Genomic DNA, 20953 nt, shown 5'->3' on the forward strand with positions numbered 1-20953 from the left:
GTGGGTCCGGTTGTCGATCACACCAGCCGTGGTTTGATGGCGAGCCAAGCGCGGAGCTGGTGGCTCAAGGCTGGATCGTTGAGGTAGGGCAGGTGTGGTTCGGCAGCGTTGATCAGATGCCTGGCGCGCCGCGAATCCAGCAGAGCCTGGCGTTCCAGGGTGCGGATGTCCTTCCGATCGGTCAGCAGAGCGACCTGGTCGATGGGGACGGCTATGGCGTCCAGGCAAGCCCGCACCAGGATGTCCGCCGACGGCAGAGCCGACTCTGCCATTCCGGCGTTGCGCATCTGCGAAACGTAATACGCCGTCCGCTCCGCGACCTCGCCCTGGCCGAGTGCCCGACGGGCCTGAGCCAGCACCCAAATCTTCAACTGAGTCCATGCGGCGCGCTCCGCCGCCCGGTCGTCCCATCGCTGGTCTATCAGCAGCAGCAGGTGCAACCACCAGTTCGGCTCCTCGCCCACGGCCCGACGCCGATCCAGCCATTGCCTGCGCGCATTCTCGTCCGACTGCAACAGCCGATCGAGCTCCGCGCCGGAGACCGTCTCATTTCGCACCCCGCCAACAGTGACGCCGCCGACGGCGAGAATCAAGAACACCACCACAGAGCTCGGGTCCCACCCTGGGTCTATGACTTGCCGGTGGTCTCGAGTGTTCCGGGGTGTGCCGACCCAGGTGGCGGGATCATGGCGGCCAGTGCGTAGACCATCCAGTCGCGGTACTGCCGGGCGGTCCAGCCGCGTTGGCGTACCAGAAGCAGGTATTGCAATGGAGATCCGAGGGTCCACAGTGTGTCGCGGATGTACGCGATCGCGGCGTGATCGGTGACTCCGAGGAGGCGGGCGAAGGTGGTGGCGAGGTGGCCCACTCCGATGAGTCGTTGGGCGTCGAGCCGGCGTTCGAGTTCGGCGATGTCCGGGTCGGCATCGGCGGCGCCGTGGACCACGGCATAGATGCCGTAGACCCGCTCGACGACCTCGACATAGGTGTCAGCAAGGCGTTCATAGGCCTCTTCGGCCGTGTGCGCGTCGTGGACCGCTCGCATTGCTGGTCGCTGGTGCAGGGGAGTGTCGCCGGAGTCGCCGACGACGGCGATGTCGAAGACCTGCTTGAGCAGATTGATCTTTGAGGTGAACCCGGCGAACACGGTGCGGACCGAGAGGCCCGCCTCGGCGGCGATCTGTTCGATGGACGTGGCGGCGTAGCCCTGTGCGACGAACAGCCTGCCCGCGACGGCCAGAACCCGGTTGCGGTTCTCCGTGGCCTGCGACTGTCGGCTTCTGGCGTCATACCGGCGACCGGCTTGCCGTGGTGCACTCATTCACCTACCGTAGCGTGCATTGGATGCAGGCGACATGCAGTGAAATGAGGCAGGGATGGAACTCAGGTATCACAGCACCGGAGACGGACCGCCGATACTGCTGATCCACGGCGGCGCCGAGGACGCCACGATGCTGACCCCGCAGGCCGAAGCGCTCGCTGCCCGCGGCTGGCGGGCCATCTGGTACGACCGCCGCGGCACTGGAGCCAGCACCCGGGAGAACTGGCCGGATACCGGTGCTGACCAGCACGCCGACGACGCAGCCGCGCTGCTGCGTGAACTCGGCGTCCCCCCGGCCACGATTCTCGGGTTCAGCTCCGGCGGCGTGGTCGCGCTGGCCCTCGCCGCCCGTCATCCCGAGATGGCCACCGAAGTCATCGCCTGGGAACCGGCCGCGCTGAGTATGCTGCCCGACGCCGCTCAACTGCGCGCCGCGCTGCACACCCCGTACGAGGAACACCTGCGCCACCACCCCGGCGACTGGATCGGGGCCTACCACGTCGTTCTCCGCACGCTGTCCGAGGGCCGCGCAGATCTCAGCTCGCCGATCGTCAAAGCCGCCGAAGCCAACGCGGAGGCCATGCTGCGCGACGATGGTCCGCTCATCACCGCCCGTACCTTCGCCTCCGGCGAGCTACCCGCGGGAAAGGTCACCGTCGCCGTCAGCGAAGCACCTGATCCGCTGCACCGGGCCATCGCCGAACGCATCGCGGCCCTGACCGGAACTCGGCCGGTCACCGTCGACGGCGCCCGCCACCACGAGGTCTACCTCGACGCCCCACTGATCCTCGCCGGTTTCCTCCAGCACCGCGTTCCGGCGCCGGAGCGAACCTGAGAACAAGACGCTCGAAATACTGAAGGCCGAGGTCGTCTGGACGACTTCGGCCTTTCGGTGCCGTGATGCCCATCAGCGTCCTCAGCAGTCAGCAAATCGTCTGCCTTGCCAATCACAGGGACCGGTTTGCGCTCGGGCCCGGAACGAACCATGCGGAGATCCTCGTGCGGGCCGGGGACCAGCTGGTGTGGTGGCGCCGGGTCAGGCTGGCGTCGAAGTCGGATCGAGAACCGCCCTCGCTAGCAGCCGCCCGTGACGGCAGCGTCAGCTGACCGGGCTGCGTGGACCCGTGGCTTACAGTGCGGATCCGATCATGATCGGATGCCGGGTGGTCCGGAGCCTGGAGGAGCACAATGTGGACTTCGTTTCGCCCAGGGGCATGCACGGTGACCGCTGTCCTGGCTGTCCTGCCACCGTGCCCGGGTGCGCGCCGCGCCGATCGCCGATGAGACGCCGCAGCCGCTGACCGACGAGCATCGGCTCGAGGACGGACGATGGGCCGCGCGACCGGATCACCTTTACGGTGGGGCGGGCGCGGTGTTCAAGGCGCATCTGCTGATTGGGCGCTTGCCCGCCAAGGCGACCTCCATCACGGCGTCGCTGTCGTCCGGCGCCCACGCTCACCGGTTCCACCGACGGTGACCTGTTCCTGATCTGGGCGCCGGGCGCCCCGGTCGAGGGCGCCCGGCTGACCACACGCGCCACGGACGGCACGACGATCATCACCGCGACAGCCCCAGGCTTGGGCACCTAAATGTTCGTCACAACGCGTCGATCCTCTACACGGCGCTACCTGATACGGCGGCGTCATGCGCGGATCGCGGCAGATGCGTGCGCCTCCCTGACCTTGGGTTGATGTGCGGCCGGCGGCGAATCTGTGCGTCGTACGGCTGCCGGCACGCTCGGTTTCGACAGGTCGAAGCGATCTCACCAATACAACACGGTCACATCCACAGCACGCCATCGTCCTCGTGCTCGCGTACGCGAAACGCGATCATCCGGCGCAACAAGTCGCCCGGCACAGGTCGGCCGTATGGGAGTTTGACCGTGCCCTTACCGGTGGCAAAGCCGGTGAGCTGGGCATCGAACCCCTCGCGAGTGCTGGGCGTGAACGCGACGCTTGCGTGTCTAGCGTGACCACTGACCATAAAGAGGATCGTTCCGGACGGGTGCACCCACGCCGGATAACCCCACTTGATCGCCTCGCTCGCCTCCGGAACCGCTTCGTGGGCCAGTGCCCGCAGCTGCTCAAGCAGCTCGCGGCCCGGTCCGGTGAAGCCGTCGATGTACTCGTCGACCGTCTGAGGTCTGGCCATGGCGCCAGTGTGGCACGCCCTGCTCGGCTCAGCGCCCGCAGTGAGCGAGGCGTGCCGGGTTCACATGCTGTTTCAGCTCACCGGTTGACGGTCTCGACGGACATCCGGATCTCGGCAGATCCGGATGCCCTTGATGATCCGCTCTGTCGGTGGCTGCGGCGGTACTCCGGTGTCGGGGCGCTCAGCGCGGACTCGTCACGCATCGAGTACGTGGACTGGGGCTGCACGCGCGGCCGGTGCGTACGGTCTCGTGGACGGCGGCACCTTCGGCGGGGAGCGGCGCCGCGCCGGCGTCGCCCTCGCCGCCGGGCGGGAAGAAATGACGGTTCCGTAGGCAACCCGGTGTGGTCTGGCCTGCGTTCACCCAATGAACCCGAAACGGGGAGGGAGTACGGATGACCACCGAGCAGGCCTACCGCGAATACGTCGCGGCGAACCTGGACCGCCTGCGCCGCACCGCGTATCTGCTGTGCGGCGACTGGCATCTGGCCGATGACTTGACGTCGACCGTGCTGGTCAAGCTGCTGCGGCACTGGAAGCGCGTGTCGGAGATGGAGCATCTCGACGCGTATACGCGGCGCATGCTGATGTCGGCCTGGCTCGACGTACGCCGCCGCCCGTGGCGCCGGGAGTCCTCCACTGACCGGCTGCCGGACCACCCGGCCGCCGGCGCGGACATCGACCAGCGCCTCGACGTGCTCTCCCTGCTCGCCAGGCTGCCCCCGCGCCGGCGCGCCGTGCTCGTCCTGCGCTACTTCTGCGACCTTTCGGTCGAGGACACCGCGCAGGCGCTCGGCTGCAGCGAGGGCACCGTCAAAAGTCACGCCGCCCGGGCGCTGGAGTCGCTGCGGGCCGGCCTCACAGAGGGAGACCCGCTGTGGATCTGACCCGGGCCATGCTGGCCGCCACCGACAACCCGCCGCCCACGAGCATCGACATCGACCGGCTGATGACCGGCGAACGCCGGCGTACCCACCGTCTGTACGCCGTCGCCGGCGCCGCCCTTGCCGCGGTGCTGGCCGGCGGCATCGTGGTGGCGCAGCAGCCGGCCAGGCACGACGAAGCGCCCGGTGCGGCGCCCCCACCGGCGGTCGCCTCGGAGGAGCCGCCGTCCTGCGGGATCAGTACGCAGACCGATGACGGCCTACTCACCGGCAACCCGCCGCTGCGGCCGGTCACCGAGTCGTGCCTGGTCGGGGCCGGCCGCCTCGGTGACGCGCTGACCACGGTCCTGACCGGCCAGCTCCCGGACACCACGATCACGCCACCGCTGCCGGCCGAGATCGCGAAGCTCGTCGCGGGGGACGGCTATTTCACCGCGTTCCGGGTCGCCGGCGGCGACCTTGAGGTGCGGGTGCGCGGGTCCGAGACGACCGCGGCCGGCTTCGACGCCTGGCGGGCGAGCCGGTGCCTGCAGGTGACCTGCCGGGTCGAGCAGCACGACGGCCAGCCGGTGCTGATCCGCACCTCGACCGGCACCGTGGAAGTGATCGCACTGCACGCCGACGGGACGATGGTGTCGGCGCTGGCCCGCGGCGGGCTCACCGAGCAGCAGCTCGTCAGCATCGCCGTCGCGCCCGCGCTGACCGTCTACCCCTGATCGGTGTCCAACTGCCGGCGGACGACCTTGCCGGTGGCGTTCCGGAAAAGCGCAGCGACGAAGTAGACGTCGCGTGAGACGCAGAACCTTGCGAGGCGGTGCCGGACGTATTCCCGCACCGCCTCCGGGTCCCCGTCATCGCCGTAGTGCAGAACGATCCAGGCGTGGCAACCGTCGACCTCACCACCCTCGTGCGACCGGGAATCATTACAGTCGAGGGGACCATGCGCGACTGCCGCTGTGCCGAGCCGGCGTATCCATCGAAAGTCATGTCGCTACTCGATCAGCCGGTCACGGGGGGCCGGAATGGTAGCTCTGAATCTTTAGATGATTGTCAGATTCTTCGCGATTTCACGCGCGGTCTGCGCGTCGACCTATTGTTGCCGTCGTGTGCGCTCATATTCTCGTGGCCGAGGACGATCGACGACAGGCTGAGGTCCTGCGGCAGTGTCTCAGGGCGGCGGGGCACGAGGTGGTAGTCGTGCACGACGGGCGGGCTGCCCTGGCGCAGGCGCGACACCAACCGCCGGATCTGCTGGTCCTGGATGTGATGATGCCGCAGCTCGACGGGCTGGAGGTCTGCCGGGCTCTGCGTTGCGACAGCGATCTGATGGTGTTGATGCTGACGGCCCGCACGAGCGAGGACGACATGCTGGTCGGGCTCGAGGTCGGCGCCGACGACTACCTCACCAAGCCGTACAGCCCGCGTGAGTTGGTGGCGCGGGTGCGGACCCTGCTGCGCCGCAAGCGCGGGGAGCCGCTCACCGCGAACGAGAAGCTGTCGGTCGGTGTACTCACCGTCGACCCCGGGCGGCGCCGGGTTGAGCACGCCGGTCTGCCGGTCGAATGCACGCCGGGTGAGTTCGCGATCCTGGCCACTCTGGCGGGCCGGCCAGAGAGGGTGTTCACCAGGGCACAATTGCTCGCCCGTACGCGGGGAATCGAACGACATTCCACCGAGCGCACGATCGACGTGCACGTGATGAATCTTCGGCGCAAACTCGAGGCCGACCCGCGCCGCCCAGCCCTGCTCGTCACGGTCTACGGCGTCGGCTACAAGATGACCGGTGGGGCGATGTGACCCGGCGTGCGCCGCTGCGCCGCAGCCTGGTCGGCCGGCTGCTGGCGACCTCGATCGTGATCGCGGTGGCGGCCGTTGCCTCCACGGCCTGGCTGGCCACGCAGATCACCAGCCGGGCGATCCGGCAGGAACAGGGCCGCTCACTCTCAGACGACAAGAGCGTCTACGGCATGCTCATCGACTACGCCACCACCCATCGCGACTGGACCGGCGCACAGCAGGTCATCGAGACCCGGGCCGCCGATCTCGGTCGGCGGATCATCCTGACCAACGACGATCGCGAGATCATCGTGGACTCGGGGCAAGGCGGCCTACCGGCCACCGCCCGAGACGTTGCCACGGTCGACCCGCTGCGGCTCGATCAGGGGCTCACCGGGAATGACGATCGCATCGACCCACGCGGGCTGGGGCCGTACCGGTTGCCCCCACAGGAGCGTGAGCAGCTTCGCGCGGCCGCCCAAGCGCAGCTGAACTGCCTGCGCAGTGCCAAGCTCGACGGCATCCTGGCCGACGATTCCGACGGCCGTCCCACGGTGCAGGTGACTACCGCGGACCCGGACGGTTCGAGTGCCATCTGTGCGGCGAAGAACAGGAAGGTCACCGCCACCGAGCAACGCGCCCTCGACGACCTCGCCACGATGACCGCGCGATGCCTGGGCCTGACCGACAAGAGCCGGCTGTTCCTCGCCCGTGACCTCTCCCTGCTGTCGCTGCGGCTGGCCCCGGCCGACATGTCCCTGGACGTGCGGGCGGGGCGGGTGCGGTCATGCACCCGGGAGGCGTTTGTGCAGCAACTCCGCCCGTACGTGGCGCCGCCCGCCCTGCTGTTCGTCACCGACCCGGACGCCACCACGGAAGAGCCGGTGTTCAGCCTGTCGCGCGCCAACATTTTCCGGATCGTATGGGTGACCGGTGCCGTGCTGCTGGCCACGATTCTTCTCGCTGTGCTGACAGGCCGCAGGCTGGTCGGGCCGTTGCGCGCACTGACGGACGCGGCCGCGCAGCCGCTCGACCGTCGTGCCCCCATGCCGGTCGCCCGCGACGACGAGATCGGCTCTCTCGCGCGCGCCCTCAACGACCTCACCGAACGGCGCGACCGGGCCGAGGCCCAGCGGCGCGTGCTGGTCAGCGACGTCGCGCACGAGCTGCGGAGCCCGTTGACCAATATCCGGGCCTGGCTGGAGGTGGCCCAGGACGGCGTGGTCCCGGTGGATCCCGCGCTTCTGGAGCTGTTGCAGGACGAGGCGACGATGCTGCACCACATCATCGACGATCTCAGCGACCTGGCCGCTTCCGAGGCGGGCGACCTCCGTCTGCACCGTGAGCCGGTGTATATCCGCGACCTGCTGACCCAGGCTTGCGAGTCGCACCGCAGCACCGCGGAAACGGCACACCTCACGCTGATCACAGAGCTGCACGGCGATCCGGTGGTCAGCGTTGACCCCGTACGCCTGCGTCAACTGGTCAGCAATCTGCTCTCGAATGCGATCCGTTACACCCCGCCCGGCGGAACGGTCACCCTGACGGCCGCGGCGCCGGCGCAGGAGCTGACCATCGCGGTGCGGGACACCGGCATCGGCATCTCCGCAGACGACCTGCCGAAGGTTTTCGACCGCTTCTGGCGTGCGGACACCTCCCGGACCCGGGCCACCGGCGGCAGTGGCCTCGGCCTCCCGATCGCCCGCCGCCTCGCCGAGGCGCACGGCGGCACGCTGACCACGCAGAGCCATCCGGGTGAGGGCACCACAATGACCCTGCGCCTGCCGGTCACTGACTGAAGGCGGCCTTGCGGCAATCCTGCATCTTGTCCGAGCCCCAGTCACCCAGCGGTCCGACCTCGGTCAAGCCGAATTGGCCGTCCTCATCGGGAGCGGTGAGCTGGTAACCGGCTTCCTTGGCACATTTGTAGAACTCTCGCTGATTGTCCCGGAAAGCGGAGACGTCCGTGCGCAGCTGTCGCTCCTCGAACTTCTCCGGCTCTTTCGACAGGCAGGCCGCCCGGACCTTCTGGGCCTTCGGGTCCTTCTGCTTCTCGTACAGGTACACCAACTTCGGTTCTTCGTAGCCCGGCCCGCCCTCCTTCTTTATGCACTCGCCCCAGACCTTCCACAGCGCGTCGCGTTCCTCGTCGGTCACGTCGAGGGCGAGCAGAGGTCGCTGGTCGTCGGGAGCACTTGGGCTGCTCGCCTGTGTGTCCGGGCTCTGCAGCGAAGCGACCGAAGGGCTACCGGCCCGCTTGTCGTCCTCCGCACCGGAACATCCACCCAACAGGCAGACGACCGCGAGCGTGGAAACGACGAAGCGACCTTCGTTCATGAATGGCATGAGAAGGACCATCACAGGTCATTGTCAGAAACCTATTGAGTTCGAGGAACCTAACAGGTTTCTCAAATTCGGCGAGCATCATCTCGGCGTGCCAGTCGAACAGCAGTCACCCCGCCGGATCGGCCGATGGATCGCCGTGGCCCTCATCGGAGCCTTGGCGGCGGCCACAGTCTGGTTCTTCCGTCGCGACGCGCCGGAGCCTTCCGCGGCCGTGCCGGCCGCCGTGGAGACCGCAACTGTCGTCAAGACAGATCTTTCCGCCACCGTGTCGTTGGCCGGCACTCTCGGCTACGGCCGTGCGGAGCCGGTGAAGGGCGGAAAGGGCGGGATCGTCACCTGGTTGCCGCAGCCCGGCACGACGATCAAGCGCGGGGCCCAGCTTTACCGGGTCGCCGACCGGCCGGTCCCTTTGTTCTACGGCAGCATTCCGCTGTATCGCGACATCGAGGAACCCGGCATGGTGGGACGTGATGTGCGTGTGGTCGCCGCGAACCTCGAAGCGCTGGGCTATGTGATCGGCAAGCAGCCCACCACGGGTGAGACGGTCACCCGAAAGAAACCGGCGCCCACCGATGCCCCCGCGACGCCGACCGGCAAGGCGGTGAAGGTGGACGGCAAAGCAGCGACGGTGACGGAACGAATCATCGTCCGACGGGGGGAGGATGTTCTCACCGGGTCATTGATCAACGCGATCAAGCGATGGCAGGAGGAGGCCGATTTGCCGGTGACCGGCCGGATCGGCCTCGGCGACGTCACCGTGTTGCCCGGCGCCATTCGGGTCGATGCTGTCACCGCACTGCGGGGGGACGACGCCGAGACGCCGCTGCTGACCGTCACGCCGACCACGAAGGTGATAACGGCCCTGGCCGACGTCCAAGAGGCCGGCACGATCCAACGTGGCGATCCGGTCACAGTGGTACTGCCGGGCGATATGTCGGTTGCCGGCAAGGTGACGGCGGTCGGCGCAGCGGTGCAGGAGGACGACAGCCAGGACTCGACGGCCGAGCCTAAGCGCAGCGTCACGGTCACCGTGGACGATCCCAGGGGCCTGGAAGGAATCGACGCGGCCACCGTGCAGGTCGAACTCGTCGGCGAAACCCGCGACGATGTTCTCGCCGTACCGGTCGGCGCGCTGGTGGCTCTCAGCGAAGGCGGGTACGCCGTACAGGTGGCCGACCGCGGCGTACTGATCGCCGTCACGACCGGCATGTTCGCCAAAGGACTGGTCGAGGTCACCGGCGACGGTCTGGTCGAAGGCATGACGATGGTGACCACCTCATGAGCGTCCTGGCCGTACGCGAAGCCACGATGGTCTATCCCGGCGGCGTCACCGCCCTCGCCGGGGTCTCCCTCGACATCGCCGAGGGCGAGATGGTGGCCATCGCCGGACCGTCCGGTTCGGGCAAGTCCACCCTGCTACACATCATGGGCACCCTGGACCGGCCGACCTCCGGCACGGTGCAGCTCGGCGGGCTCGACATCGGCGGGCTCTCCGACCGGCGGCTGTCCGCGTTGCGGGGTCGCTGGCTGGGCTTCGTCTTCCAGCAGTTCCACCTCGCCGCCGGGCTCAGCGCCGCCGAGAACGTCGCCACCGGCCTGCTCTATGCCGGAGTCCCCCGCCGACGTCGGCGTCCGCTCGCGCTCGAGGCGCTCGACCGGGTGGGCCTGTCACATCGCGTCTCCCACCGCCCGCATCAACTCTCCGGCGGTGAGCGGCAGCGGGTGGCGATCGCTCGTGCCCTGATCCACAGCCCCGCCCTGCTACTCGCCGACGAGCCCACCGGCGCCCTGGACACCCGCAACGGGCAAGCGGTGCTGGAACTGCTGTACCGCCTGCACGAGGAGGGCACGACCATCGCCGTCATCACCCACGACCGGGACATCGCCGCCAAGCTCCCCCGGCGGATCGAGATGCTCGACGGCCGGCTCGTCGCCGACTCCGGCACGGCGGCGAGCCGATGAGAGAACCCAATATCCGCCCGGTCCGGCTAAGCGCGTTCGACCTACTCGGCCTCGGGCTGCTCGGCATCCGCACCCGCAAAACCCGGGCCGCACTGTCAGCGCTCGGCATCGCCATCGGGATCGCCACCATGATCGCCGTCACCGGCATCCCCGCTTCGAGCCAAGCCCAGCTTGTGCGAGAGCTCTCAGCGCTCGGCACCAACATGCTGCAGGCGACCGCGACGCCCGACCAGACTCCGCCGGTGCTGCTGCCCAAGGAGTCGGTGGGCATGGTCCGGCGCATCGCGCCGGTGACCGGCGTCAGCGCGGTCGCAAACACCCATACCCTGGTACGCCGCTCCGACCTCACCGATCCCGAGGACGGCTCCGGCCTGACCGTGCTGGCCAGCCACTTCGACCTCCTTCCGGTCATCGGCGCCCACCTCCAACAGGGCAGCTGGCTGACCTCGGTGACCGCCGCATTCCCGACCGTGGTCCTCGGTACGGTCGCAGCGACACGGCTCGGTGTCACCGATGTACACACCGGGGACAGTCCCGGCCAGGTGATGATCGGTGACCGGTGGTTCACCGTCGTCGGTATCCTCGCCGCCGTCCCGCTCCTGCCCGACATAGACCGCTCCGTGCTGGTCGGCTGGCCCGCAGCGCAGTCCGAACTCGGCTTCGACGGTCACCCCACAAAGCTCTACATCCGGACCCACGAGCCGGCGATCGAGGCGGTGCGAGCGGTGCTACCGGAGACAGTGAATCCGGAACAGCCCGCGGACGTGCTCGTCAGCCAACCGTCGGAAGCCCTCGCCGCGAAGCGCGCCACCGAGAACACCTTCTCGTCGCTGTTTCTCGCCCTCGCCGCCGTGGCGTTGCTGGTCGGCGGAATCGGGGTCGCGAACACCATGGTGATCTCCGTCCTGGAACGCCGTTCGGAGATCGGTCTACGCCGCGCCCTCGGCGCAAACAGAGGACAGATTCGCGGCCAGTTCCTGACCGAGTCGGTAGCGCTGGCGGCCCTGGGTGGGATCGCGGGAACGCTTCTCGGGTTGTGCGCGACGGCCGGCTACGCCGACTACCGCGGCTGGCCCCTGGTAGTCCCGCTGTCCTCGACGCTCGCCGGCCTCGGCGGGGCGGTGTTGGTCGGTGTAGTGGCAGGTGTCTACCCGTCAATGCGCGCCGCCTCGCTGCCGCCGACGGAGGCACTCGCAAGCGTCTGACCTTCCCGAGTGCGCTTCGCTGATTCGGATGGCCATGTCGTTGCACGGCTGGGCGGGATTACAGCCTGGCCGCCGGCCCGACCGCGTGAGTGGTCGGGCCGGGAGTGGCGAGCGTTCGGCACTCGGCTCCGGCGTAAGGGCTGACGACAGGCGTCTCTTCTTACTCGATTCGTTCTCCCACCATCGCGGTGACGGATCCACCGGCGCGACTGAAAACGGTTACATCTTTTCGGCGATTGCTGTAGACCTTCGCTCGTAGGTAGTGGCGGATGAAATGCCGTTGAGCAGGAGACTCTTGCTCAAGACATCGATAGACTTGACAGTCATACGGTGTCGTGCTGCGATTGAAACGATTACATTCGTTCCCCGTATCCCCCCGCAACGAGGTGTTGAGATGTCAGAAAGAAACCCGACCGGCGGCGGCCTGCGGCGTCGCTCAGTGCTGGCCGGCGCTGCCGTCGGCACTGGAGCGCTCGCGCTGGGCACGACCGTGATGCGTGGCCAGGCCGACGCGGCCGCGGCTTTCGTCAAAGGCGCCGATGTGAGCTGGCTGCCCCAGATGGAGGCCCAGGGATACACCTGGAAGGACAAGAACGGCGTTCAGCGCGACCTGCTGTCAATCCTCAAGGACTACGGCATCACCGCGGTCAGCCTGCGCACCTGGGTCAACCCGTCCAGCGACCCGGCCAACGGGCACTGCAACATCCAGGAGACCGCAGCCATGGCCAAGCGGGTCCAGGCCGCGGGCATGCAGTTGCTGCTCGGGTTCCACTTCGGTGACACCTGGAACTCGGCCGGCGTGCAGAACCCGCCGAAGGCGTGGGCGTCGATGACGTACGCCCAGATGCTGACGGCGATGAACGACTACGTCTACAACTCGCTGAACGTCATCAAGTCGGCCGGCGTGACACCGGCCTGGGTGAAGATCGGCAACGAACAGAACTCCGGCATCTGCAAGCCGACCGGCAGCCTCAGCAAGCCCGCCCAGATGGCCGGTCTGCTGAATGCCGCCTACGCGCAGTCGAAGAAGGTCTTCCCGAGCGCTCCGGTGCTCGTACACCTGGCCTCGCCGCAGAAGCTTGAGGGCGTCACGAACTTCCTGAACGCCTACAAGGCCAACGGCGGTAAGTGGGACATCACCGGCCTGTCCTCCTACGGGCAGGGCGGCAACGTGCCCGGCATCTTGGCGAACATGAAGACGATCCAGACCACCTACGGCAAGCCGATCATGCACGTCGAATACGGCGGCCCGAACAACAAGCCGACCCAGGTCCGTGACTCGCTGAAGGCGTTCGTCACCGGGATCAAGGCGTTCGGCGGGCTGGGCTCGTTCTTCTGGGAGCCGGAGGGCTACGCCCCGTTCACCACGTACGGGAGCACCGCGTGGGACGCGACCACCCGCCGCCCGACCGCCGCCCTCGACGGTTTCCTCTAATCCGGAGTCTTTGATGAAGCACACAATCCTCACGCGAGCGCTGCTGGGCTCCGCCGTGCTGGCGAGCGCCGTGGGCATCGTCGCGGTCGTGGCCGGCGAGAGCAGTGCGGCTGCCGCCTACTACGTGGCGCCGGCCGGCAACGACAGTGCGGCCGGCACGCAGGCGGCGCCGTGGAAGACGATCGCGAAGGCACAGTCCGTCGCGAAGGCCGGCGACACCGTCTACTTCCGGGGCGGCACCTACGCCTTCACCAAGGCGAACACGACCTGTTCGAGCCAGACCGCGCGGGTCGACGGTGTCACGCTGAACAAGAGCGGCGCCTCGGGCAACCCGATCCGCTACTGGGCTGCCCCGGGGGAGAAGCCGGTCTTCGACTTCTCCAAGATGAACGACGACTGCCGCCTGAAGGGCTTCAGCGTCACCGGAAGCTGGATCCACCTCAAGGGCCTGGAGATCAGCGGTGTCAAGCAGAACAACAAGCTGAACGCCGAATCCTGGGGTGTGTGGATTTCGGGCAGCAACAACACCTTCGAGCAGCTCAATATCCACCACAACATGGGCACCGGCCTGTTCATCAACGGGGGCGGCGGCAACCTCGTCCTCAACTCCGACGCGCACGACAACTACGACACCAACAGCTCCGACGGGCCGGGCGAGAACGCCGACGGCTTCGGCAACCACTACGTGAAGGCCGGCGCCGCCACCAACGTCTTCAAGGGCTGCCGCGCGTGGTGGAACGCCGACGACGGGTTCGACCTCATTTCCACCTACGCCCCGGTGCTGATCGAGAACTCATGGGCGTGGCTCAACGGCTACCAGCCCGGCACCACCACCAGCGCCGGCAACGGCAACGGCTACAAGGTGGGCGGCTACGGCGGCGACTACGACGCGGCCGCGGTCAAGCACACCGTGCGATTCTCAGTGGCGTTCAACAACAAGGCGGCCGGTTTCTACGCCAACCACCACCCGGTCGCGAGCGATTTCTTCAACAACACCGGCTTCGGCAATCACCCCAACTTCAACATGCTGGGCATCGACTCCAGCGGCGCCGCAGCCGGCCGGGGCAACCTGCGCAACAACCTCGCCTACACCGGCACGCTGACGTCGAACATGTCCGGCACCTCGGCCGCCAACAACTCCTGGAACCTGAGCATCGCGCTGTCCAACAGCCTGTTCCAGAGCGTCTCCACCACCGGCTGGGACGCGGCCCGGCAGGCCGACGGCAGCCTCCCCGCGCTCAAGCACCTGCGCCTCGCCACCGGCAGCACCCTGATCGACAAGGGCGTCAACGTCGGCCTGCCCTTCCAGGGGAAGGCCCCCGACCTCGGCGCTTTCGAGCAATCCTGATCCTCGTCCTCACCTCAGGATTCAGTCGTGAAAGCCATAAAACGCGCTGCCTTGGCCGCGCTGGTGCTGGCCGGAACATCCGGCGTCGTCGGCGTGACGATAATGCCGTCCGACGCCGCGACGACCCCGGGCGCTACGGACTACATCGCCGGCTCCTGGGCCAACTATTCGGCGAAGAAGACCACCGCCGACAAGCTCGTCATGGTCCGCGGCCTCAAGAGCCTGGTCGCCGACTACCAGAAGCGCGTACCGGCCAATTACACCGCTTCCACCTGGGCGCCGTTCGCCAAGGCGCTCACCACCGCGTCCACGCTCGCAGCGGACGCATCCGCCACCGCGCCGCAGGTAGCCGCTGCGAAGACGACGCTGACCGCCTCAGCCGCCGCACTGGTGGCCGCCGACGAGGGCACCTTCCAGACCATCACCAACAACACCTTCTGGAAGGACACCAGCGGCAACCCGATCTATTCGCAGGGTGGCGGTGTCTTCAAGTTCGGCGGCCATTGGTCGGCGCGCCCGGTGATCAATCTCCGCGAGTTCTGAACGCGCTTTCGTCGGCTGTTGGAGGTTGGTCGTGGGCGGCTGGGCGCTCCATGCGTCTGCGGGTGAGCGCCAGCATGTCGATTAGCCGGCCGGGCCGCCGGCGATGCCGGCGGGCAGCAGGAGGCATCCGTGTTCGGGATAGCTGACCATGATCGGTAGTTGCGCCATCAGCAGCAGGCCCCACTCAGTCACCGCAGATCCAGAGATATCCGCGCGCCCGGGTCGCCTCCTCGATGAGCGCCCCCAGCGCCTGCACGTCGACCCGGAGCTCCAGTTTGCGGCTCGCGATCTCGTCCAGCTCCGCGGTCAGCTGCGGCAGCTGGATCAGGTTGATCATGGTGTCGCCGTACGAATCGATCCTCGACACCAGGTGGTGCCGCTCCCGGTCGCTCGCCGCCACCAGGCGTTGCAGCGAGGAGCCCGCTTCCCCGCCGGCATAGCGTCGCTCGTGCACCTGGTTCTCGACATACACCCCGAACCCCACAGCCGCGCCTCCTTCACGACACTCGCACCTACTGCGGCACGACATCCACGGATCGGTCATGAAGGCCCCCGCCGAGCCGAACAACCGAGATCTTGCTGCGTCACTCAACGGTTAGCTCGGTCGCTCATCGAGAGCGTTCCCGTGCAGCCGCAACACATTATTGGTGTCGAAATCGCCGACACGGAATCCGCCGATGATCAAGCGGTGCCGAAAGTGGCGTTCACACGGTGCCCAAAAACGCGGAGAGAGTCAATCTCCCCAACGCTCACCACGGCCCTCATCGCCCACTTCAACCAGCGCGCTGACGGCGACCCCGCCACCTCGTGGATGTCCAGATTCGGTGCCGCGCTGTGCGTCCGTGCCCGCGATGGCGATGGCCCGGGGCTACGACGATCGCCCGCTGAACGGTGCCGCAGATCGGCCGTCGCGTGGACCACTCTCGCCGAGAGCGGCCCGGCGGTGCGCTGGATGCCGGTCATCGGTGTGCCTCCGCGTCGTCGTACTGGAAGACCGAGTGGAGGGAAGGCCGACGGTGCGTGCGATCGGGAACGTCATCTCCAGGGACGGCGAGTACCGGCCCTGCTCGATGGCGAGAACGGTCTGCCGGTGACGGCGAGTCGCTGCGCGAGGTCGGCCTGGGCCATGCCGCTGGCGTCGGCGCGCAGCGCTCGGATGTGGTTGGTCACCCGGGCGGGTGGGGGCCTATCGCTGCGCCGGCGAGTAAAGAATCGTGACAGACCGGAGCCTGCGGCAGGCCCGCAACCCGGGTTACCGCACCGGTACCTCGTCGGTGTAGCCGGTCCGCAGCAGGATCGTGTAGCGGGTCAGCTCGCCGGCCGTCCGGTCTTCCTCGGCCAGTGCCTGACCGGTAACGGGGTCGATGATCAGCCAGGTCTGGTCGGCCTTGCCGCTGTCGCCGGTGCGCGTGTAGGCGACCGCCAGACCGGGGCGGCCACGCTGGTCGGTGGCCGGACCGAGCAGGGTGACTCCCTTGATGTCTGCGAGCATCCGGTACGCGGCGGCCCGCACCCCGGGCGAGACCGGCAGGTCGAAGGCGAGGTGCCGCCCGCTCCAGAAGAGCGCGTAGTCGGCCTGCTCGGATATGCCGACGTCCTTGAAGAGCTTCAGCAGCCACGTGCGCAGCGCCGCCGGATCGGTCGGCAGGGCTTCGAGCTGCGCGGCGGTCAGCGACGTGCCGCCGAGCGGATAGGTCCGGCTCCGGCTCCGGTTGGGGTAGTCGATGTCGCGGCGCGTCCGCGGGCCGGCCGCGCCCTCGACGGCCACACCCCGGTCGGTCCACCGGGTGGGCGAGCCGTCGGCCTGCCAGGCGGCCCGATCCGCGGCGGTGGCCGGGGCGGCGGTTAGCCGCTGGAAGTACACCAGGCTGGTGTCGGCGGCCCGGGTCGCCTGCCACTGCTCGTCCTGGAGACGGATCAGCATGCGGTACGGCCGTTTCGCGGGACCGAGCTGACGGAGCTCGCCGTGTTCTTGGACGACCAGCCAGTACCGCCCGTCGTCGGCGGCGGCGGTAGACCGCTCGGCGGCGATCAGGAGGAGTTGGCGGGCAGTCTTCGGCGCGGCCTCCGGCGCGGCCTCCGGCGCGGCCTCCGGCGCGGCCTCCGGCGCGGCCTCCGGCGCGGCCTTGTTGGTGTCGGTGCGGACGGGCGCCGGCGGACCGGTCTGGCCGAGGACCAGCACGCCGGCCACCACGGCCGCCGGGACTGAGCCGGCCAGTACCAGCCACCTGACGGCGGGGCGCGACCGCACCGTCGCCGCGCGGGGGGTTGTCAGTACGTCGTCAAGGACGCGCTGGCCGCTGCTGCTCTGCGCCCACCCGGCGGGCGGTTCGGGGCGCGCGGCCCGGACGATCTCATCGATGTTCATGGGTTCTCCTCACACTGCCAACGGGTTGCGGTGGGGCTTGGGCGCGGTCGACTCGTAGACCGCCCGGAACCGATTGCGGGCGCGGTGCAGGCGCACCAGATAGGTGGGCCGGGAGACGCCCAGCACCTTAGCGGCCTCCGCCGGGCTCAGGTCGAACCAGATTCCGGTGATCAGCACCTCGCGATCCGCCTCGCGCAATGCAGCCAGCGCACGGTGTACCTGGTCGCGCAAGGCGACGTCGTCGTCGAGCTGGTCGGCGCCGGCCGGCTCCCGGGCGATCCGGCCCTCGACCGCCGTCGACGCGGCGCTCTTCCGGTGCCGGGACAGCACCACCCTGCGGGCGACGCCGAAGAGCCACGCCCGCTCCTCACCCGCCCGGATCCGGTCGACCGACCGCCAGGCGACGAGGAAGACCTCGCCCACTACGTCTGGGGCGTCCTGGCGGCCGACCCGCCATGACGCGTACGCATGGATGTCGTCGGCATGTCGCCGGAAGAGTTCCGTCGCCCGTGCCTCGGGGTCTTGCATGGCACCTCCGCAAGTAGCTCACTCGGACAGCGGGTACTTGTCGGCGCGGGCGCCGCTGATTACACCCGGCAGCGAAGATCGCTGCTGATTGAAAGAGCCCAAGGGCTGGACGCGCCGCCACCGAACACTGATCATGCTGCTCGGGCACCAATCCGAACGCGAAGTGCTACGAGCACGCCGGCGAACCATCAACGCAAGGTGCGCCCAGGCCCGCGACCAAGGCCGCCACCTCGGTGGTCGCCCGCCCTACGGCTACCGATTGGTCGACGCCGGCCCGCACCCGAACAGGATCCATGCCGGCTGGGGACGACGCTTGCACCGCCTCGACCCCGACCCGGTTACCGCCCCGCACGTGCAGTGGATCTTCGACCGGCGGCTTACCGGCGCCAGTACGGCGAGCATCGCTCGCGCCCTCAACGAACGCTGTGTCCCCTCACCCGCCGCCCACGATCCGGCCCGCAACCCACACCGCTCCGGGACTACTTGGACTCTGCGCACCGTCGCCGAGATCCTGGCGAACCCGCGCTACACCGGCCGGCAAGTATGGAATCGGCAACGTACCGACCACCATGAAACCGCGCCCGGCGACAAACGCACCAGCGACGGTCCCACCCGGGCGTGGAACCCTCGAAGCGAATGGGTGATCTCCAGCCAACGCATGCATACCGCCCTCATCAGCGATGCCGACTTCCCTGCCGCCCAGACGGTCACCGCCTTACCGAGGCGGGGCGAGAGCGAGATTCGCCGGTACCGCCTGACCGGCTTCTTGATCTGCACCGTGTGCACTCGGCGACTCGAGGGACATTGGGTTCATGGCCGGGCCAGCTACCGATGCCGCCATGGCCGGACCAGCGCGCAAACGCCCGGCAACCGACCGCGCGCGGTGTACTGGGCCGAGAAGCGCATCCTCGACACCTTGCTCTACACACTCGGCTACCAAGGCCAGTTGCCGCTGATGGCCGGCGTCGACGACCTGCTCGACCACCTACGCCACCACGACCTCTTGATCGTCTGCGGGAAGAACACGATCGACCTGCAGAAACAGCTAACCCCCACCACAGCCATCCCTCAGTAGGATGACTCTGGTGGGGGTTAACGTGTCCGAGTCCTACACGACAGATGTTCACACCACGATCGCGACCCGTCACCTCGAAGTGGCTCCATGACCAGTGCCCAGCGGTTCGCTGCCCGCTCGTTTACCCGGACGCCGGATCAGATCTGACCGAGATCGATCTCGATGGAGAAGGGCGCCGCCAGTTTCACGACGCCGGTGAAGACTTCGCCATCGCGGTAGCGTCCGTTCGCCGGGTCGAGAACGTACGTGTAGACCAAAGGTGCGCCGGTAGCGGCCTGCTCGACCCGCCAGTAGAACTGAATGCCGGCTCTGGCGTACTGATCTGCCTTGACGATCCGGTCGGTGGTCTCCGAGCCGGGCGAAACCACCTCGACCACGAGAAGCACATGCTCGGGTCGCGTCGGAGTGACGTCGATGGTCTCCGCCCGGTACACCGTCACGTCAGGACGGCGGTTGTTCAGCGGGACGTCCTGGAGCCGTACGTCGAAGTCGGTGTCAGCGTTCCAGTCCGGTCCCGCAGCGGCATCCAGGGCGTTCGCCAGGAGCCTTGCCAGGCGGTTGTGCCGCTTGGAGGCGCTCGGACTCACGAGAACCATCCCATCTACGACCTCGATGCCCGCACACTGCTCTTCTGTCCACGACGCGTACTGCTCGGCCGTGACCTGCTCATGCATCCACGCCGGCGCGACCATCTCGACAGTCATACACACCACCCGCGATATCGGCTACCAAGCTCAAGATACCGTGGCTCCGGCGACACGGTGCACACGTCGATCGCGACCGCGTAACCTGCACCCACCGGCCAGTGGCGTTCCAGGTGGAGCCGGCCGAACACCTCTGTGCTGGTGCGGGCTTCGACCCCGGCGGGCAGTTCTTACCCGCCACTGCGGTCGGAGGACCCGTCCGAGTGCAACTCGGCCTGATCCGGGACCAAACCGTTCGGACCCAGAACGCATCAGCGAAGATTCAGGTGACATCCTGAGACGGTTCCGTAATAAAAGTTTTCCACCATAGTGATGCTCGCCGACTCAAATCTCCGTGTCGGAGGCCGTTCAGGTTTGCCGCAATCGCTGCCGTGCTGACACCTAGCAAGGCAATGCCGATGAGCGGACCACCCCCGACCAGCACAGCGATACCAAGGGCAGCGTTGGTCAGGCCGGCGCACACCTGAGTGATCTCGTAGACGTCGACATTTCCCAACTGTAGAGCAAAACCAGATGCAACCACCGCGGCTCCGTGGCCGAGGAAGACGAGCCCATATACGATGTGACGGTTGTGCAACAGAGCAACGCCAATGGCGAGTGAGGCGGCACCGATGCCAATAAGTCCCAGCCCGTAGAGGCTGTACCTCCGTCTCGTCCATCCCAGGCCGAATGTGGCGGTCGCTATGCCGCCGACGGCCAATGCTGATCCCGGCATCCAAGAACCTCCGGCCATTGCGAGCAGGCCCTGCAGAGCCAGTGCCGCGCCTAAGCCGATGATGCCGTTGCCAAAATTGTGCGAGCCACGGAGAATGGCCTGCCCGAGTATTATTCCTGCGCCGCCGACTGCTGCCAGGGCAACACTATGCGCGTTAAGCATTCCTGGTTCGTCTTCGATAAGAAGGGATCCAGCGGCGATGACGGCATTGATTAGGCCGATACCCGTCGTCGCCGCCCCGGTGAGCATTCGGAGAGCCTCCTCGTGCCTACGTGGGACAAGTACGGCACCGATGGTCAGCGCCGCGGCGCTGACCGACATCCAAGGTCTCGCAGCAGTCGGTGTTAGCAGAGTAAGCGATGTCGCAATCAGAGCGAGGGCGAGAAAGGCCCGGATCGCCCAGCGGGAAGCGGGAGATGTCGGGCGGCGGTGCAGCCATGCCGAAGTAGCGAGGACAGCTCCTGCAAACAATACGACGACCACGATTCGCCAGCGATAGTCTCCGCTGAGGATATTGAGCCTTTTCCAACCTGACGGTGCTGGTCACGGCAGGTGTGGGTGGCCGGTGTCGACATAGGACGAGACTCCCGGT

22 protein-coding genes are annotated in these 20953 nt (G+C 67.6%); 13 read left to right on the top strand and 9 right to left on the bottom strand.

Annotated elements, in window-relative coordinates; all coding sequences use genetic code 11:
• Nucleotides 1-17: 17 nt before the first annotated feature.
• Nucleotides 18-593, bottom strand: coding sequence for a hypothetical protein (locus ACFQV6_RS42535; protein WP_378033420.1), 576 nt, complete (start codon nt 591-593; stop codon nt 18-20).
• Between the two features lie 35 nt (nt 594-628).
• Complete coding sequence (locus tag ACFQV6_RS42540) at nt 629-1321, bottom strand: TetR/AcrR family transcriptional regulator (protein ID WP_378033421.1); 693 nt, start codon at nt 1319-1321, stop codon at nt 629-631.
• Between the two features lie 55 nt (nt 1322-1376).
• Here ACFQV6_RS42540 and ACFQV6_RS42545 point away from each other — a divergent pair, with 55 nt between their 5' ends.
• A complete protein-coding gene (locus ACFQV6_RS42545) occupies nt 1377-2156 on the top strand; it encodes an alpha/beta fold hydrolase (protein ID WP_378033422.1) in 780 nt (259 codons plus the stop codon).
• A 423-nt stretch (nt 2157-2579) separates the two neighbouring features.
• Nucleotides 2580-2798, top strand: coding sequence for a hypothetical protein (locus ACFQV6_RS42550; RefSeq protein ID WP_378033423.1), 219 nt, complete (start codon nt 2580-2582; stop codon nt 2796-2798).
• Between the two features lie 302 nt (nt 2799-3100).
• Here ACFQV6_RS42550 and ACFQV6_RS42555 read toward each other — a convergent pair whose 3' ends face one another.
• Nucleotides 3101-3472: an iron chaperone gene (locus ACFQV6_RS42555; RefSeq protein ID WP_378033424.1), complete on the bottom strand. Its 372-nt coding sequence runs from the start codon at nt 3470-3472 to the stop codon at nt 3101-3103.
• Between the two features lie 395 nt (nt 3473-3867).
• Between ACFQV6_RS42555 and ACFQV6_RS42560 the strand changes: the two genes are divergently transcribed.
• From ACFQV6_RS42560 to ACFQV6_RS42575, 4 genes are all read left to right on the top strand, one after another.
• Nucleotides 3868-4359 carry a SigE family RNA polymerase sigma factor gene (locus tag ACFQV6_RS42560; protein ID WP_378033425.1) on the top strand — a complete coding sequence of 164 codons (492 nt, stop codon included), beginning with the start codon at nt 3868-3870 and terminating at the stop codon, nt 4357-4359.
• Nucleotides 4350-5072 carry a hypothetical protein gene (locus ACFQV6_RS42565; RefSeq protein WP_378033426.1) on the top strand — a complete coding sequence of 241 codons (723 nt, stop codon included), beginning with the start codon at nt 4350-4352 and terminating at the stop codon, nt 5070-5072. Before ACFQV6_RS42560 ends, ACFQV6_RS42565 begins: the two co-directional genes overlap by 10 nt.
• A 400-nt stretch (nt 5073-5472) precedes the next feature.
• Nucleotides 5473-6153, top strand: coding sequence for a response regulator transcription factor (locus ACFQV6_RS42570; protein ID WP_378033441.1), 681 nt, complete (start codon nt 5473-5475; stop codon nt 6151-6153).
• Nucleotides 6150-7931 carry a sensor histidine kinase gene (locus tag ACFQV6_RS42575; RefSeq protein ID WP_378033427.1) on the top strand — a complete coding sequence of 594 codons (1782 nt, stop codon included), beginning with the start codon at nt 6150-6152 and terminating at the stop codon, nt 7929-7931. Before ACFQV6_RS42570 ends, ACFQV6_RS42575 begins: the two co-directional genes overlap by 4 nt.
• On the opposite strand, the gene ACFQV6_RS42580 is transcribed toward ACFQV6_RS42575, so the two are convergent.
• On the bottom strand, nt 7921-8478 hold the full coding sequence (locus tag ACFQV6_RS42580; protein WP_378033428.1) for a hypothetical protein: 558 nt from the start codon (nt 8476-8478) through the stop codon (nt 7921-7923). The two genes, ACFQV6_RS42575 and ACFQV6_RS42580, sit on opposite strands and share 11 nt — an antisense overlap.
• On the opposite strand from ACFQV6_RS42580, the gene ACFQV6_RS42585 reads away from it, so the two are divergent.
• The 6 genes from ACFQV6_RS42585 (at nt 8477) to ACFQV6_RS42610 (ending at nt 14971) form a co-directional block, all read left to right on the top strand.
• Nucleotides 8477-9760: an efflux RND transporter periplasmic adaptor subunit gene (locus ACFQV6_RS42585; protein WP_378033429.1), complete on the top strand. Its 1284-nt coding sequence runs from the start codon at nt 8477-8479 to the stop codon at nt 9758-9760. The two genes, ACFQV6_RS42580 and ACFQV6_RS42585, sit on opposite strands and share 2 nt — an antisense overlap.
• The gene (locus ACFQV6_RS42590; RefSeq protein WP_378033430.1) at nt 9757-10440 is read left to right on the top strand and encodes an ABC transporter ATP-binding protein; all 684 of its coding nucleotides are present in this window, start codon (nt 9757-9759) and stop codon (nt 10438-10440) included. Before ACFQV6_RS42585 ends, ACFQV6_RS42590 begins: the two co-directional genes overlap by 4 nt.
• Nucleotides 10437-11645, top strand: a complete 1209-nt coding sequence (locus ACFQV6_RS42595; RefSeq protein ID WP_378033431.1) for an ABC transporter permease — start codon at nt 10437-10439, stop codon at nt 11643-11645. The genes ACFQV6_RS42590 and ACFQV6_RS42595 overlap by 4 nt, the downstream gene beginning before the upstream one ends.
• 394 nt (nt 11646-12039) lie before the next feature.
• A complete protein-coding gene (locus ACFQV6_RS42600) occupies nt 12040-13080 on the top strand; it encodes a glycosyl hydrolase 53 family protein (RefSeq protein WP_378033432.1) in 1041 nt (346 codons plus the stop codon).
• 13 nt (nt 13081-13093) lie between these two features.
• Complete coding sequence (locus tag ACFQV6_RS42605) at nt 13094-14428, top strand: DUF1565 domain-containing protein (RefSeq protein WP_378033433.1); 1335 nt, start codon at nt 13094-13096, stop codon at nt 14426-14428.
• 27 nt (nt 14429-14455) lie between these two features.
• On the top strand, nt 14456-14971 hold the full coding sequence (locus ACFQV6_RS42610) for a hypothetical protein (RefSeq protein ID WP_378033434.1): 516 nt from the start codon (nt 14456-14458) through the stop codon (nt 14969-14971).
• 184 nt (nt 14972-15155) lie between these two features.
• Here the strand turns inward: ACFQV6_RS42610 and ACFQV6_RS42615 are convergent, their stop codons facing one another.
• The 3 genes from ACFQV6_RS42615 to ACFQV6_RS42625 form a co-directional block, all read right to left on the bottom strand.
• Nucleotides 15156-15455, bottom strand: coding sequence for a hypothetical protein (locus ACFQV6_RS42615; protein WP_378033435.1), 300 nt, complete (start codon nt 15453-15455; stop codon nt 15156-15158).
• Nucleotides 15456-16223: 768 nt separating this feature from the next.
• The gene (locus tag ACFQV6_RS42620) at nt 16224-17339 is read right to left on the bottom strand and encodes a CU044_5270 family protein (protein ID WP_378033436.1); all 1116 of its coding nucleotides are present in this window, start codon (nt 17337-17339) and stop codon (nt 16224-16226) included.
• A gap of 9 nt (nt 17340-17348) precedes the next feature.
• Nucleotides 17349-17867 carry an RNA polymerase sigma factor gene (locus tag ACFQV6_RS42625; protein WP_378033437.1) on the bottom strand — a complete coding sequence of 173 codons (519 nt, stop codon included), beginning with the start codon at nt 17865-17867 and terminating at the stop codon, nt 17349-17351.
• 88 nt (nt 17868-17955) lie between these two features.
• Here ACFQV6_RS42625 and ACFQV6_RS42630 point away from each other — a divergent pair, with 88 nt between their 5' ends.
• Nucleotides 17956-18942 carry a recombinase family protein gene (locus ACFQV6_RS42630; RefSeq protein ID WP_378033438.1) on the top strand — a complete coding sequence of 329 codons (987 nt, stop codon included), beginning with the start codon at nt 17956-17958 and terminating at the stop codon, nt 18940-18942.
• A gap of 137 nt (nt 18943-19079) precedes the next feature.
• Here ACFQV6_RS42630 and ACFQV6_RS42635 read toward each other — a convergent pair whose 3' ends face one another.
• Complete coding sequence (locus ACFQV6_RS42635) at nt 19080-19634, bottom strand: Uma2 family endonuclease (RefSeq protein WP_378033439.1); 555 nt, start codon at nt 19632-19634, stop codon at nt 19080-19082.
• Between the two features lie 274 nt (nt 19635-19908).
• Nucleotides 19909-20610 carry a hypothetical protein gene (locus ACFQV6_RS42640; protein WP_378033440.1) on the bottom strand — a complete coding sequence of 234 codons (702 nt, stop codon included), beginning with the start codon at nt 20608-20610 and terminating at the stop codon, nt 19909-19911.
• Nucleotides 20611-20953: the final 343 nt, after the last annotated feature.

The organism is Actinoplanes sp. GCM10030250 (assembly GCF_042666575.1).
GTDB lineage: Bacteria > Actinomycetota > Actinomycetes > Mycobacteriales > Micromonosporaceae > Actinoplanes.

What these genes read in the sequence shown, in the direction of transcription:
- ACFQV6_RS42540 (WP_378033421.1), bottom strand. Translation starts at nt 1,321, where the DNA reads ATGAGTGCACCACGGCAAGCCGGTCGCCGGTATGACGCCAGAAGCCGA.
- ACFQV6_RS42545 (WP_378033422.1), top strand. Translation starts at nt 1,377, where the DNA reads ATGGAACTCAGGTATCACAGCACCGGAGACGGACCGCCGATACTGCTG.
- ACFQV6_RS42555 (WP_378033424.1), bottom strand. Translation starts at nt 3,472, where the DNA reads ATGGCCAGACCTCAGACGGTCGACGAGTACATCGACGGCTTCACCGGA.
- ACFQV6_RS42560 (WP_378033425.1), top strand. Translation starts at nt 3,868, where the DNA reads ATGACCACCGAGCAGGCCTACCGCGAATACGTCGCGGCGAACCTGGAC.
- ACFQV6_RS42585 (WP_378033429.1), top strand. Translation starts at nt 8,477, where the DNA reads ATGAGAAGGACCATCACAGGTCATTGTCAGAAACCTATTGAGTTCGAG.
- ACFQV6_RS42580 (WP_378033428.1), bottom strand. Translation starts at nt 8,478, where the DNA reads ATGCCATTCATGAACGAAGGTCGCTTCGTCGTTTCCACGCTCGCGGTC.
- ACFQV6_RS42590 (WP_378033430.1), top strand. Translation starts at nt 9,757, where the DNA reads ATGAGCGTCCTGGCCGTACGCGAAGCCACGATGGTCTATCCCGGCGGC.
- ACFQV6_RS42595 (WP_378033431.1), top strand. Translation starts at nt 10,437, where the DNA reads ATGAGAGAACCCAATATCCGCCCGGTCCGGCTAAGCGCGTTCGACCTA.
- ACFQV6_RS42600 (WP_378033432.1), top strand. Translation starts at nt 12,040, where the DNA reads ATGTCAGAAAGAAACCCGACCGGCGGCGGCCTGCGGCGTCGCTCAGTG.
- ACFQV6_RS42605 (WP_378033433.1), top strand. Translation starts at nt 13,094, where the DNA reads ATGAAGCACACAATCCTCACGCGAGCGCTGCTGGGCTCCGCCGTGCTG.
- ACFQV6_RS42620 (WP_378033436.1), bottom strand. Translation starts at nt 17,339, where the DNA reads ATGAACATCGATGAGATCGTCCGGGCCGCGCGCCCCGAACCGCCCGCC.
- ACFQV6_RS42625 (WP_378033437.1), bottom strand. Translation starts at nt 17,867, where the DNA reads ATGCAAGACCCCGAGGCACGGGCGACGGAACTCTTCCGGCGACATGCC.
- ACFQV6_RS42635 (WP_378033439.1), bottom strand. Translation starts at nt 19,634, where the DNA reads ATGGTCGCGCCGGCGTGGATGCATGAGCAGGTCACGGCCGAGCAGTAC.
- ACFQV6_RS42640 (WP_378033440.1), bottom strand. Translation starts at nt 20,610, where the DNA reads ATGCTCACCGGGGCGGCGACGACGGGTATCGGCCTAATCAATGCCGTC.